Consider the following 12652-nt stretch of genomic DNA (forward strand, 5'->3'; position numbering starts at 1 on the left):
GCGGCCCAGCAGCGTGTGGGGCGCGCCGGCGACGCCTGCCCGGCACGGTCAGGTCTCGCTCCACGGGCCGTTGCGGCGGTCGAACCAGCCGACTCGTCCTTCGAGTGCGTGGTTGATGCGGCGCATGATGCGGCCGGGCATGGGCGGGAGTGCGGCGTAGTCGAACCAGCGCACGTCGAGCGACTCGTCGTCGTTGACGCGGGCTTCCCCGGAGAGGGGACGGCACCGGAAGGTGAGGTCGAGGATCTGCACCTGGTCCCCGTTGGGGTAGGTGTAGGGCGCTTCCATGACGGCGCTGACCAGGGTTTCCGGGTGGACGCGGAGCCCGGTTTCCTCCTCCAGTTCCCGCACCAGGGTGGCGGCTGGCTGCTCGCCTGGTTCCACGAGGCCGCCAGGGGTGCACCAGCGTCCGTCGTCGGCGCGGCGGTGCAGGAGGATGCGCCCGGCAGGGTCGATGACCACGGCCGTCACTCCGACGAGGGGCAGCAGGGCGTGGCCCACCTGCTCGCGCAAGCGGAGGACGAAGGGAGGTGTCGGCATGGCACCGACCATACAGAGCATGCTGGGGCCGGGACGCGGCGCATACGATCGAAGGCGGCATGAGAACGATCAGACGCGGCGGCGAACACCAGATCGAGATCAAAAAGTCCCGGTTCATTTGCGCGCTTGCCCGGGTGAGCAGCGAGGACGAGGCACGGGAGTTTATTGCGGAGCGGCGCAAACTGCATTGGAACGCCACCCACAATTGCACGGCCTACATTGTGGGGGAGGACGGCAGGATCCAGCGGTCTAGCGACGACGGGGAGCCCGCCGGGACCGCGGGGGTGCCCATGCTGGAAGTGCTGCGGCACCGCGGGCTGACGGACACGGCTGCGGTGGTGACCCGCTATTTCGGGGGGATCAAACTGGGCGCGGGCGGGCTGATCCGGGCGTATGGGAGCGCGGTGGCCGCGGCGATCGACGAGGTCGGGATCTTGGAGCGCCGCTCTCTTCCGGTGGTGACAGTGCTCGCCGACTACCAGCAGGCCGGGCGGTTGGAGAGCGATCTGCGGGAGTCGCCGCACCGGGTCGTGGACGTGCGGTACGGGGCCGACGTGGAGATCGATGTCGCGCTGTACGGGACCGACCCGGCGGATTTCACGGCGTGGGTGGCCGAGATCACCGCCGGGCAGGCCCTCTGCGAGCTGCAAGGAAAGACGACCGTGGAGGTGGAAGTCGGCGCGGATGGGACCGCGCCGTAGCCGGTCAGTACCACAGACGACGCATCGTCCAATGGTTGGTCGCGGTGTCGAGCACGATGTCGGCGATGCCGCGGTGGCCGTGGTCGGATTCGGCGGCGACTCGGACGAGCCGCACTTCGCTGGCGGCCTCAGAACTGGTGCCGTGCCAGGTGCCGATGACGCGGCGCACCCGGTAGAGGGTGCCGCGCCAGGAGAAGAGGACAGGAGCGTCGTTAGTGGTGGAACGGACGTCGATCTGCTCGTTGTAAAGACTCACCCGCGCACTTTATCGAACATAGGTTCGGTTGTGGGACAGTCTGTGGCAGCGGGTCGAAGCTAGACCTTAATACGAAAACCCTTACCGTTCATTCTTGCTGGATTGAGCGGTGGGTGAGCTCCGGAACACAATGGTGTCAGGGTTTCCCCGCCATGGTTACCCGAACCGACAGACTGGTCGGTATGTCGCGTGTTCTATGCTGAGGGGACGTGCCCATCCGGGGAGTGACGGCGCCGCAGATCCGCGGCGGACGCGAGAGGTGTAGGGGAACATGACGCAGTCAGCGGAGTCCACCACGGTCTCCCCTTCCGTGCCGGACCGCCTCCTGGCCGAGGCCACCCGGCTGTTTGCCCAGCGTGGTTTCGACCGCGTCTCAGTCCAAGAATTGGTTGAGGCAGCCGGGGTCACCAAGGGGGCGATGTACCACTACTTCACCTCCAAGGACGACCTGCTCTTCGCGATCTACCAGCGCGTGCTGCAGTTGCAGATGAGCCGGCTCGCCCAGATCGTCGAGAGAGGTGGAGACGTCACCGAACGCCTGCACGCAGCGGCCGCCGATGTCGTCAAGACCACCGTGGACAACCTTGACGACATGGTCATCTTCTTCCGCTCACTGCACATGCTCTCGCCGGACCGCCAGCGCGAGGTGCGCAAGGAGCGCCGCGCCTACCACGAGCTGTTCCGCTCCCTGGTCGAGGAGGGGATGCGTGAAGGGGTATTCCAAGACAAGATCCCGGCGGACATCGTGGTCAACTACTTCTTCGGCTCCATCCACCACTTGAGCATGTGGTACCGGGCCGACGGCGAGCTGGACGGCGCCCAGCTGGGCGAGTACTACGCCGACCTGCTGCTCGCGAGCCTGCGCGCCGACTGATCCGCCGAGGTCAGTGCAGGCCGTAGCGTTCCAGCTCGTCGGCGATCTCGTCGAGGAACGCGTCCACCTCTTCTTCTACGTAGCCGGGACGGAACCGCGTGCTGGAGAAGCGGACGCCGCGCACTTGTGATGCGGTCAACCGGGCCTCCTGGGGCCTGCCCTCCACCAGAGCGGCAACCGTGGCCTCGGCCAGGTCGAGGAAGGCGTCGACTTCCTCATCTGAGTAGCCGATCCGCAGCCGGGTGGTGTGGAAGCCCTTGTTCCGGATGTCTTCTGGGCGCATGCGCGGGGAGACCGGTTCCCGGGGCTTGGGGGCGGCCTCGCGGCGGAAGTATTCGGCGCTGTGCTTCCCGGTGCGCAACTGCTGCGAGTACAGCCCGAGTTCCCGCAGGGTTTCCGCGATTTCGTCGAGGAAGGCGTCCACCTCCTCTTCGTCGTAGCCCGGCCGCATGACCGTGGTGCGGAACTGCGCGCGCATTACGTCGGAGGCGGTGATGAGCTTTGTGGGGCGGGTTCCTTGCTCAAGCGCGCGCAGCGTCTCCTCCACCCGGCGCAGCAGGGCGTCGACGTCCTCCTGGACGTACCCCAGGCGCAGGCGCGAGGTGCTGAACCGCTTGTCGCGCACGTCACTGGATGTCAGTGGCATAGCACCCATTGTGCAGTCAGGAAGTGATCAGCACCATACAAAGCGAACCCGGAGTGTCCGGGGCACCCTGTGGGGAAGCGGGTCCGAGCGGGGAACCGTGCCGCCGTGCCAGGCGGCTGCGGGTCACCGCGCTGGCGCCTCCTCGAGGTACCGGCTGATCCCGGCGACGATGCCGTCCGCGGCGAGGGCACGCCACTCGGGGTCGGTGAGCTTGGCCGCGTCTTCAGGGTTGCGCATGTTGCCGACTTCGAGGAACACCTTGGGCACGGTGGACAGGTTGAGCCCGCCCAGGTCGGTGCGGACGTCGATGCCTTCCTCACCGAGGTAGTCGGAGTAGGGGTGTCCGGTCACCGCGTGGAATTCGTCGCGGAGCGCTACGCCGAGGGCGTAGGAGGACTCCAGGATCGGTTCGGTGAACCCAGGGACTTCACCGGGGACGATGACGTGGAAGCCCCGTGAGCCGGGGGCGGCGCCGTCGGCGTGGATGGAGATCGCCGCGTCCGCCTCAGCCTCATTGCCGATCTTGGCGCGTTCGTTGATGCAGGGACCGACCCCGTCGTCGCTGTCGCGGGTGAGGATGACGGTTGCGCCCTGCTCCTCCAAGCGGTCGCGGACGAGGAGGGACAGCTCCCACGTGAACTCGTGCTCGTAGTAGCCGTCCTCGGTCCGGGAGCCCACCGTGTCGCACTCCTTGGTGCTGGGGCCTGCGGGAACGGCGCGGCTGATCTCGCGGGCCGCGTCAGCGTTGCCGCCGTTGTGGCCCGGGTCGACGACGACTACGGCGCCGTCGAGGGGCAGCGGCGCAGCCGGAGGCGACGGTGCGGGCGTGTCGCGCGGTCCGGGCATGTCGTCCGGCCTGGGCAGAGGAAGCGAGGCGGTCTCTGCCATGGGCGGGCGGGCGTCCGGGGGAGGCGTCCAGCACGCGGTGGTCAGCAGTATTCCGGTAACGGCTGCGAGGAGGCGCAGCAGGCGCGGGGGAGCGGGCACTCGGGCGGTAATGCTTCCTCCGGAACAGACAGTCGTAACGGTGGAATGGGTGTGGCCGCAATGACCATAACCAACCTATGCCACATCGGTTACCGAACGCACGCGGGGAACAGGCGGACAAAGCGGGATGTGTCGGGCGTGGGATTGGGCGGGGCAGGGAACAGAACCGAACGGAGACACGTCATATCGCAAGAGACGTCCGGAACTTCTCCGGGCGCACGGACCCGACGAGGTGGAGGAATGCGCAAGTCCAATCGTGCTGCGGCCGGCGCTGCCGCCATGAAGCTGGTCTATGAGAGCACCCAGCCCGGGAAGCCGTCCCTCGCGGCCCGGGTCAAAGCCCTTCCCCGCATGCTGAAAGCCCGGATGCGCGGGCAGTACCGCGAGCTGTCTACCTCGAAGATCGTGCTGCTGCTCGCCGCTCTCGCCTACATCATCTCCCCCATCGACCTCGTTCCTGAGCTGTTCATCCCCCTTTTCGGAGCCGCGGACGACGTGGGCGTGGCCGTGTGGCTGACCGCCATGCTGCTGGGGGAGACGGAACGTTTCCTCCACTGGGAGCAGATCGGGACCGACTACATCGAGGGGGAAGTGCTGTCCTGAAGTGGGTCTGTGCAAGAGACGCCGCGCCATGCTGAGGGGCGGACCGCCGTAGCGGCCCGCCCCTCGAGATTCTCTACTCTTTCGGGTATCGCGGGCGTCCCCCCGCCATCCCGCCGAATTGGTCGAGGCGAGGAGGGCTACTCGCTACGCTGGCTGGGAATCCCGGCCAGCAGGGCGCGAACCTCGGTCTCCCGGTAGCGGCGGTGACCGCCGAGGGTGCGGATCGACGTCAGCTTTCCAGCCTTCGCCCACCGGGTGACGGTCTTCGGGTCCACGCGGAACATCGTGGCGACCTCGGCAGGGGTCAACAGGGGTTCCGCCTCGGGCGTGCGAGTTGACATATGTACGGCCTCTCCTCCCGGATCGGTGTGTTGATCCTTGAGACTTTTCAATCCTGGCGCTTGGTCCGGATGTCCAATATTTCCCTGAGGTCTATATTGGCATCACCCGAGGTGATTGTGCGACCACTTAACGCGACTTTGTCAAATGGGATTGCAAAGTCGCACATGTAGCGCGTCACGCTGAGTGATTCTAGCGATACGTTTAGTGGCATGTGGCGTATTCGGTCAAACACTTCATTCTCGGACGGGGGTTTCGGTAATCCGGCTGACCGAAAACGCAAAGACAGCGCATCCTTAACTGGGGATGCTCCCCCTCCTCGGGTGCGGTCGTGGATGGTTGGTCTGGCCTTTTTCCTCCTGTGCGGGTCAGGGCGCCGGTGGCAGGCCTGGGACGGCCGCCAACGCAGACGCGCGGCGTGGAAACCCCTATGCGGTAGGGGTTCTCGAATGTTCTCGTTGCTCTCTGTAACGGTCCCAGTGCAGTCTATATCGCCGTCTATCGAAGGGTATGTCCCCCTTTGGTAATTTTGTTGTCAACTAAGAGGCTTATGGAGCCATCCCCCGCGTCCACCCTGCGACAACCGGAAACACCTCCCGAGAAACCTGGCGAACCAGGTTTGCCACCGGGGGAAACGGGGATTGTGAGCCTGCACACTGGGCGCGGTGAGCGCGAAGGCGGGCAAACCCGCAGGGCCCTCAATTGGCGTGGCGGAGCGCGCGGATCGCGTTCCACCGCGTCCGCAGCCGCAAGCGCATTGCGGCCACCAGCTCCGGCCGGTCCTGTTCGATCGCGGTCAGTGCCGTATGCACCTCCGCGACCGACTGGTCCGACCGCAGCGTGGCGTCGTCCATGAGGAGGACAAGGCCGCCGTAGTCAAGCTCCAGGAGTGCGCGGGGGTGCGCCACCGCGCTCACCCACTCCTCCAGTCGTTCCAAGGCGTACAGGAAGGAGGAACTCGCAGGGGAGTATCCGCTCACGAGGCGAACCGCTCTCACCAGGCGAGGAAGCGCGTCGGCGGCCCGGGTGAGGTAGAGCAGCGCGCGCACCGGCGTCTGCTGGAAAGCGGGAAGAGAGGTCGCACACTGGGGGCACGCCCCGCCATGAGGCGCAGGAGGACGGTACTCCTCCCCGGCCTGGTCCAGGACGAGATGGCGCTCTGCGGCATCGAAAAGCACGAACCAGGGGAGCGGCACCTCCCACGTGCTGGTCAGGATCTGAGGCCGCGTGCGACCGGTGCGGGACTGCCATCGCTCGAAATCGCGCTGGGTCTCCTGGGCGACCAAGTCCGGCAGGAAACTCTGGAACAGCCGCCGCGACGTCGTAGCCTGTAACGTGGAGAAAGCGAGCCAGGAACGCAGCCGTGTCTGCCAAGGACAGACCAGCAGCTCGTCGCCGACCCGGTGGATGTAGGCGTCGCTGCTCTCTGCCAGGGGCGCAGCCAGCGGCGGTTTGGAGAGCAGCCGGTGCAGGCTCTCCGCGTGCTCAGCAGCCATCGCCTCGTGCCGCCCCCGATACCGCGGCGACTCCGCATACGCCTTCCAGTACTCCCGTTCGCGACGGGGAAAAACGGAGAGTGGTTGGTAGAGGCGAAGGTAGGCGGGATAGGGGAGCACGTTCGCATAGTGGCACAGAACGGCGCCGACGTGCGGGGATTTCGCCTGGAATGGCGGCAGTTTTCGGACAGCGGTCCCGCTGAAGGGCACCGTGGCAAGGAGAGTAACCTCACACGTGACCCGCACCGGGATCCGGTCCCGTCCCGCGGGGCATGCTCTGGTGCGGGGAAGGAAGCGGGACGAGACGGCGTTCCTAGTCTGTAGGAGGTGAAACCTCAGGGTTGTGCGTCGCGCAATCCCGTCCTCCACGGGCGTGACACAAGCGGCACGCTCGGTAGGACACGGGCGGCGTAGGCACGTCGCCTCTGAACCGGGTACGGTTGTATTCGTACGTAAAGCTGGGGCCTGTCGTCAGTTCGGTGATGGCCGCCAGCCCGGCAATGCGGTTTTGCTAGTGAACGGGTTTGGAAGAACCCAATCGTTGAGGGGGTCGAGCCAATGGGGCGCGGCCGTGCCAGGGCCAAGCAGCAGAAGGTCGCCCGGCGGTTGAAGTACAGCACCGTCAACACGGACCTTGATCGGCTTCGGGCAGAGCTGGGTGTCGGTGGGGGTGCGTCGAAGTCTTCGGATTCACCGGACGACACGTACCGGGACCCCTACGACGAGCTGATCGAGCGCTACGCGGACTTCGCGGAGAACTACCCGCCCAGCGATGGCTCCGACTCAGAACGTCGCTGATCTGCTGATCTCCACGTCGACCAGAGACAGATCGCACGGGACCGGATTCCGGATCGCGTGACTCTCGAGTAAATCGAGCGACTCTGGGCGACGGAACCGCCGAGCCAGACATCTAGACAGCGGCGAAACCCGGGGCTCTCACCGTTGAGAAGCCCCGGTTTCGCATGTCTACGAACGGTATTCCCCGGTCATCACCACCTTCCCGGAACCGGGGATCACAGAGCCCAGCACCCAGGCGGGCACTCCGCGTTCCGCGAGCAGCTCCAGCGCCCGCTCCGCGGCGTCCTCGGCCACGATCGCCACCATGCCCACGCCCATGTTGAAGGTGGCTTCCATGTCCTCCTGGGAGACCTGGCCGTGGCGGGCGAGGAAACCGAAGACCGCGGGAGGCGCCCAGGAAGCGCGGTCCACGACAGCGTCCGCGGTAGCGGGCAGGGAACGGGCCAGGTTCGCGGCAAGCCCGCCCCCGGTGATGTGGGCAAACGCGTGCACTTCCATATCGGCGGCGAGCGCCAGGCAGTCCTTGGCGTAGATCCTCGTAGGGGTGAGCAGGACTTCGCCGAGCGGGCCGCCCAGTTCCGGCACGTTCGCGTGCAGGTCGAGCTGGGCGTCGGCCACGATACGCCGGATGAGCGAGTAGCCGTTGGAGTGCGGGCCGGAGGAGGCCATCGCGATCACCACGTCGCCCACGCGGACCCGGTCCGGGCCGAGGATGGCATCCGCCTCCACAATCCCGGTTCCGGCCCCGGCCAGGTCGTACTCGTCGGGACCCATCGCACCGGGGTGTTCCGCGGTCTCCCCGCCGATCAGCGTGCATCCCGCCTGGCAGCAGCCTTCCGCGATCCCGCTGACGATCTCGGCGATCCGCTCGGGCACCACGGAGCCGCAGGCGATGTAGTCGGTGAGGAACAGCGGCTCGGCTCCGCTGACCACCAGGTCGTCCACGACCATGGCGACCAGGTCGATGCCGATCGTGTCGTGCCGGTCCAATGCCTGGGCGAGCATCACCTTGGTGCCGACACCGTCGGTGGAGGTGGCCAGCACGGGGGCGGTGTACTTGGAGAGATCGAGCCGGAACAGCCCGGCGAAACCACTGGCGTCGGGGACGAGCTCCGGCCGGTGGGTGCGTGCCACATGTCGCTTCATCAATTCCACCGCGCGTTCCCCGGCGGCGATATCGACGCCGGCGGCGGCATAAGCGGTGGGGGCGCGCTCTGACACGGAAAACCTCTTCTGTAGTCGTAGGTTGCCGTGCGGCTGGACCGCAGGCACACAGACGGCTGGGAACGTGACGGCGGCTAGGGGCGCTTAGGGGCGCCGCAGGACTTCTCCAACAGGTACTTGCCGCGGGAGTCCTCGTCGACCTCGACCGGGTAGACGCCGTCGAAGCAGGCCCGGCACAGCCGGTTCTTCTCGACTCTGGTGGCTGCGACCAGTTCATCGAGATCGATGAAGCCGAGCGAGTCTGCGCCGATGGATTGGCAGATCTCTTCGACGGAGAGGCTACCCGCGATCAGTTCGGCTTTGGTGGCGAAGTCGATGCCGTAGTAGCAGGGCCACATCACGGGCGGGCTGGAGATCCGGACGTGGACCTCGGCAGCGCCCGCCTCGCGCAGCATCCGCACCAGGGCCCGCTGGGTGTTGCCCCGCACGATCGAGTCGTCGACGACGACCAGCCGCTTGCCTTCGATGACTTCGCGCAGCGGGTTCAGCTTGAGCCGGATGCCGCGCTGGCGCAGCGTCTGGCTCGGCTGGATGAACGTGCGGCCCACATAGGAGTTCTTCACCAGCCCTTGGGCGAACGGGATGCCGCTGCTTTCGGCGTAGCCCACGGCCGCGGGCGTGCCCGATTCGGGGACGGGGATGACCACGTCTGCATCGGCCGGGTGCTGCCGGGCCAGCCGCCGCCCCACTTCGACGCGGGCGCTGTTGACGTTGCGTCCCGCGATCGTGGTGTCGGGACGGGCCAGGTAGACGTATTCGAACAGGCAGCCTTTGGGCTCGGCCGGGGCGAAACGCCGGGAAGCGACGCCGTCCGCGTTGATGACCAGCAGCTCTCCCGGTTCGACCTCGCGCACCACGGAAGCACCAACGATGTCGAGCGCCGCGGTCTCGCTGGCCACGACCCACCCGGTGTCGAGGCGGCCCAGGACCAGCGGGCGGATTCCCTGGGGGTCGCGAGCCGCGTACAGGGTGTGCTCGTCCATGAAGACCAGGGAGAATGCGCCCTTGACTTTGGGCAGCACGTCGAGGGCGGCTTCCTCGGTGGTGCGGTGCGGGGCGGCGGCGAGCAGACGGGTGAGCACCTCGGTGTCCGTGGTCGCGCTCAGGCGATCCGACGGCAGCAGCGCCGCGAGCTCCGGGGTGTTGATCAGGTTGCCGTTGTGGCCGAGCGCGAGACCGCCCTCCCGCGCGCTGAAGAACGTGGGTTGCGCGTTCTCCCAGACGGATGAGCCGGTAGTGGAGTAGCGGCAGTGGCCGATCGCCAGGTGCCCTTTGAGGGAGTCCAGGGTGACTTCGTTGAAGACCTGGGACACGAGCCCCATGTCTTTGTAGACGACGATCCGCTCACCGTTGCTGAGGGCGATGCCCGCGGACTCTTGGCCGCGGTGCTGGAGCGCGTAGAGACCGAAGTAGGTCAGTTTGCTTACTTCTTCGCCGGGAGCCCAGACCCCGAACACTCCGCAGGCGTCCTGCGGTCCGCGTTCTAAAGGATCGATGTCCAGGCTGAGGCGGCCGTCGGGTTGCGACACGTGATCCAGCTTAACGGCTGTCACCGGTGCCGGTGCCATGCAGGGGTGCTTCGTGTGGAGGAGACCACAACGGAAGGGCCGGGGACAGGTCGGCGCGTGCTCCGCTGGCTGACACACGGTGGGAAGAGACCGCATCTGCCCAGGTGAGGTCACCTGTGACCAGGGCAAGCCAGGTCAGGGGGTCGGTTTCGACCACGTTCGGCGGGGTGCCGCGGGTGTGGCGGGGACCGGGGAAGCACTGCACTGCCCCATACGGTGGAACTCGCACTTCAACGGCTTGTCCGGGGTAGCGGGAGGCCAGTTCGGCAAGGGTGGCGCGCACCGCAGCCTTGACCGCTGGGCGGTGCGGGGCCAGGCCGCGGCGCTGGGCGCGCAGCAGGGCCTGCACACAGGCGGTGAGGGCAGCAGCGGGGTGGCCCGGTCCCGCATAGGGCGGTTCGCCGAGGGCGGCGAGCTGCTCGTCGAGTGCGGAGCGTAGGGCGGCGAGGCGGCGCCGCGCAGCAGGGGAGAGAGATGCCATGGGAGAGGTCACGATCGCAGAACAATCACCGTGCCCACCGGGACGGTGTGTGGATAAATTGCCAGTTCTCCTGATTCGGGGTTATTGCCAGAACTTGTGCGTTAATCTTGCGTTTTGTGGCGATGACGTGCCGGTGAAACGCTGTGACCTGCAGGTTTCCCCCGGTTTCACGTCTCGTTCACGAACCATACCTCCGAGGACTGCCAGTGCGTTGATGAGTCATCTCCCTGCCTGCCGCAGGGGAGGCGGTTAGGATGGAATCGCTCCACTACGTCGGCATTCTGGCGGACGCTGGGGTAGCTGTAAGTGAACATCGAGTGACGCACCCCGCGTCGCAGGCGCCGGGGTGCGGCGCGGTCGTGCCCGAAGGGACTTCCGCGGGACAGGGTCCGACACTTCAAGGACATGAGCCTTACCGCACTCATGGGAGAAAGATGTGCGTCTTCGCCTGACACCGCGCGATGACAGCTACTACGAGATGTTCGCCGATTTCGCGAACAACCTAGTCACAGCCTCGCGGCTGCTGGTGGAACTCATCAGCGAAGACGCCGACCGAGAAGCCATCACCGAGAAGATGCGGCAGTGCGAGCAGGCGGGGGACGAACGCACCCACGCGATCATGCGCCGGCTCAACACGAGCTTCGTCACACCGTTCGACCGCGAGGACATCTACCGCCTGGCGTCCAGCTTGGACGACGTGATGGACGCCATGGAAGCGGCCGTGGACTTCATCGGGCTCTACCAGCTCGACCGCCTCCCCAAAGGCATCATCGACCAGGTCGGGATCCTGGAACGCTCCGCCGAACTCACCGCGGAAGCCATGCCGAAACTACGGTCATTACGCAACCTCTCCGGCTACTGGGTGGCCATCAACCAGTTGGAGAACCAGGCCGACCAGGTCTACCGGCGTCTGCTCGCCCACCTGTTCGGCGGAGAATACGACGCGCTGACCGTGCTCAAACTCAAAGACGTCGTCGACCAGTTGGAAGCCGCAGCCGACGCCTTCGAGCACGTGGCCAACACCATTGAAAGCATCGCGGTCAAGGAAGCCTGACCCACCCCCACCACCCCCTTACCCCGACTCAGGAACACTTTCCCGTGCTCCTCGAATCCGCCCTGCTCGCGGTGGTCCTGGCTGCTCTGCTCTTCGCTTTCACCAACGGCCTCCACGACTCCGCGCACACCATTGTCACCGCCATCGTGTCCAGGGCCCTCACCCCTGGGGTTGCGATCGCCCTGGCCACGCTGATGACCCTGCTCGGCGCCTTCCTCGGCGAGGGCGTGGCCCGCACGATCGGACAGGACTTCATCAGCCCCATCCACGGTGCAGACGGCCTGGCTGTGCTGTTCGCGGCACTGTCCAGCGCGGCCGCCTGGAACCTCTTCTCCTGGTACCGGGGGATGCCTTCCTCCGCCTCCCACGCGCTGATCGGCGGAATGGTCGGGGCGGCACTGGCCTCCCAAGGAGAAGTGCGCTGGGACGGCGTCCTCATCAGCTTCCTCGTCCCCATGCTGGTGGCCCCGCTTCTGGGCTGGCTGCTGGGCTACCTCATCATGCTGGGGATCCTGTGGCTGTTCCGCGACACCAGCCCCGGCGTAGTGAACCGGGGGTTCAGGCTCGCGCAGAGCGTTTCCGCGGCGATGCTGTCCCTCGGCAACGGCCTGCAGGACGCCCAGAAAACCATGGGGATCGTGGTCCTGGCGCTCATCACCGTCGGCAGCCAGAACACCTACGAGGTTCCTACCTGGGTGACCCTCTGCTCGGCCGTCGCGATCTCGCTGGGCACCGCCACCGGCGGGTGGCGGATCATGCGCACCCCGGGCTGGCGGATGAGCCGCATCGACCCGCCGCAGGGGTTCGCGGTGGAGGCAGCGGTCTCCGCCATCATGGGCTTCACGTCGCTGGTGTGGCACGCGCCGATCTCCAGCACCCACACCACCACTTCGGCCATTGCCGGTGCGGGAACCGCACGCAGGGTCACGGGGGTGCGTTGGGGCATCTTCGCCACCATCGTGCTGTTCTGGCTGGTCACAGTCCCCGTCACCGCGGTGATCGCCGCCGGGGTCTACGGGCTGCTGCACACCGTCGTCTGACCCGCGGCGGAGACACAGGTACGCATACGGCTGTGGCCCGCCCAA

15 protein-coding genes are annotated in these 12652 nt (G+C 66.6%); 6 read left to right on the forward strand and 9 right to left on the reverse strand.

Annotation, left to right across the window (positions count from 1 at the left end; translation table 11 throughout):
* Positions 1-48 precede the first annotated feature (48 nt).
* A complete protein-coding gene (locus CW348_RS03460) occupies positions 49-540 on the reverse strand; it encodes an NUDIX domain-containing protein (protein ID WP_011293181.1) in 492 nt (163 codons plus the stop codon).
* Between the two features lie 59 nt (positions 541-599).
* On the opposite strand from CW348_RS03460, the gene CW348_RS03465 reads away from it, so the two are divergent.
* Positions 600-1241 carry a YigZ family protein gene (locus tag CW348_RS03465; protein ID WP_011293180.1) on the forward strand — a complete coding sequence of 214 codons (642 nt, stop codon included), beginning with the start codon at positions 600-602 and terminating at the stop codon, positions 1239-1241.
* A gap of 4 nt (positions 1242-1245) precedes the next feature.
* Here the strand turns inward: CW348_RS03465 and CW348_RS03470 are convergent, their stop codons facing one another.
* A complete protein-coding gene (locus CW348_RS03470; protein ID WP_011293179.1) occupies positions 1246-1497 on the reverse strand; it encodes a DUF6504 family protein in 252 nt (83 codons plus the stop codon).
* Between the two features lie 271 nt (positions 1498-1768).
* Between CW348_RS03470 and CW348_RS03475 the strand changes: the two genes are divergently transcribed.
* Positions 1769-2371, forward strand: coding sequence for a TetR/AcrR family transcriptional regulator (locus tag CW348_RS03475; RefSeq protein ID WP_011293178.1), 603 nt, complete (start codon positions 1769-1771; stop codon positions 2369-2371).
* 10 nt (positions 2372-2381) lie between these two features.
* Here CW348_RS03475 and CW348_RS03480 read toward each other — a convergent pair whose 3' ends face one another.
* Together CW348_RS03480 and CW348_RS03485 are read right to left on the reverse strand one after the other, a co-directional pair.
* Positions 2382-3026 carry a DivIVA domain-containing protein gene (locus tag CW348_RS03480; protein WP_104612660.1) on the reverse strand — a complete coding sequence of 215 codons (645 nt, stop codon included), beginning with the start codon at positions 3024-3026 and terminating at the stop codon, positions 2382-2384.
* Between the two features lie 114 nt (positions 3027-3140).
* A complete protein-coding gene (locus CW348_RS03485) occupies positions 3141-4004 on the reverse strand; it encodes an N-acetylmuramoyl-L-alanine amidase (protein ID WP_016189287.1) in 864 nt (287 codons plus the stop codon).
* Positions 4005-4244: 240 nt separating this feature from the next.
* Here CW348_RS03485 and CW348_RS03490 point away from each other — a divergent pair, with 240 nt between their 5' ends.
* Complete coding sequence (locus CW348_RS03490) at positions 4245-4607, forward strand: YkvA family protein (protein ID WP_016189286.1); 363 nt, start codon at positions 4245-4247, stop codon at positions 4605-4607.
* Between the two features lie 137 nt (positions 4608-4744).
* Here the strand turns inward: CW348_RS03490 and bldC are convergent, their stop codons facing one another.
* Positions 4745-4948: a developmental transcriptional regulator BldC gene (gene bldC / locus CW348_RS03495; RefSeq protein ID WP_011293174.1), complete on the reverse strand. Its 204-nt coding sequence runs from the start codon at positions 4946-4948 to the stop codon at positions 4745-4747.
* 696 nt (positions 4949-5644) lie between these two features.
* Positions 5645-6562, reverse strand: a complete 918-nt coding sequence (locus CW348_RS03500) for a hypothetical protein (RefSeq protein WP_038044171.1) — start codon at positions 6560-6562, stop codon at positions 5645-5647.
* A 438-nt stretch (positions 6563-7000) separates the two neighbouring features.
* On the opposite strand from CW348_RS03500, the gene CW348_RS03505 reads away from it, so the two are divergent.
* Positions 7001-7240 carry a DUF3073 domain-containing protein gene (locus tag CW348_RS03505; RefSeq protein ID WP_011293172.1) on the forward strand — a complete coding sequence of 80 codons (240 nt, stop codon included), beginning with the start codon at positions 7001-7003 and terminating at the stop codon, positions 7238-7240.
* A 168-nt stretch (positions 7241-7408) separates the two neighbouring features.
* Here CW348_RS03505 and purM read toward each other — a convergent pair whose 3' ends face one another.
* The 3 genes from purM to CW348_RS03520 form a co-directional block, all read right to left on the reverse strand.
* Complete coding sequence (purM, locus tag CW348_RS03510; protein ID WP_011293171.1) at positions 7409-8461, reverse strand: phosphoribosylformylglycinamidine cyclo-ligase; 1053 nt, start codon at positions 8459-8461, stop codon at positions 7409-7411.
* Positions 8462-8538: 77 nt separating this feature from the next.
* Entirely contained in the window at positions 8539-9993 is a 1455-nt protein-coding gene (gene purF, locus CW348_RS03515) for an amidophosphoribosyltransferase (protein ID WP_011293170.1), read from the reverse strand.
* Between the two features lie 10 nt (positions 9994-10003).
* Positions 10004-10513 carry a sterol carrier family protein gene (locus CW348_RS03520; protein ID WP_104612661.1) on the reverse strand — a complete coding sequence of 170 codons (510 nt, stop codon included), beginning with the start codon at positions 10511-10513 and terminating at the stop codon, positions 10004-10006.
* Between the two features lie 436 nt (positions 10514-10949).
* Between CW348_RS03520 and CW348_RS03525 the strand changes: the two genes are divergently transcribed.
* Both CW348_RS03525 and CW348_RS03530 read left to right on the forward strand, forming a co-directional pair.
* Positions 10950-11567, forward strand: a complete 618-nt coding sequence (locus CW348_RS03525) for a DUF47 domain-containing protein (protein ID WP_011293168.1) — start codon at positions 10950-10952, stop codon at positions 11565-11567.
* Positions 11568-11611: 44 nt separating this feature from the next.
* Positions 11612-12607: an inorganic phosphate transporter gene (locus CW348_RS03530; protein WP_104612662.1), complete on the forward strand. Its 996-nt coding sequence runs from the start codon at positions 11612-11614 to the stop codon at positions 12605-12607.
* Positions 12608-12652 lie beyond the last annotated feature (45 nt).

The sequence above is a fragment of the Thermobifida sp. genome (genome assembly GCF_017577275.1).
GTDB classification, from domain to species: Bacteria; Actinomycetota; Actinomycetes; order Streptosporangiales; family Streptosporangiaceae; genus Thermobifida; species Thermobifida fusca.

Excerpts from the sequence above, each read along its gene's own strand:
- CW348_RS03490 (WP_016189286.1), top strand. The coding sequence starts at position 4,245 with ATGCGCAAGTCCAATCGTGCTGCGGCCGGCGCTGCCGCCATGAAGCTG.
- CW348_RS03520 (WP_104612661.1), bottom strand. The coding sequence starts at position 10,513 with ATGGCATCTCTCTCCCCTGCTGCGCGGCGCCGCCTCGCCGCCCTACGC.
- CW348_RS03460 (WP_011293181.1), bottom strand. The coding sequence starts at position 540 with ATGCCGACACCTCCCTTCGTCCTCCGCTTGCGCGAGCAGGTGGGCCAC.
- bldC (WP_011293174.1), bottom strand. The coding sequence starts at position 4,948 with ATGTCAACTCGCACGCCCGAGGCGGAACCCCTGTTGACCCCTGCCGAG.
- CW348_RS03480 (WP_104612660.1), bottom strand. The coding sequence starts at position 3,026 with ATGGGTGCTATGCCACTGACATCCAGTGACGTGCGCGACAAGCGGTTC.
- CW348_RS03475 (WP_011293178.1), top strand. The coding sequence starts at position 1,769 with ATGACGCAGTCAGCGGAGTCCACCACGGTCTCCCCTTCCGTGCCGGAC.
- CW348_RS03465 (WP_011293180.1), top strand. The coding sequence starts at position 600 with ATGAGAACGATCAGACGCGGCGGCGAACACCAGATCGAGATCAAAAAG.
- CW348_RS03505 (WP_011293172.1), top strand. The coding sequence starts at position 7,001 with ATGGGGCGCGGCCGTGCCAGGGCCAAGCAGCAGAAGGTCGCCCGGCGG.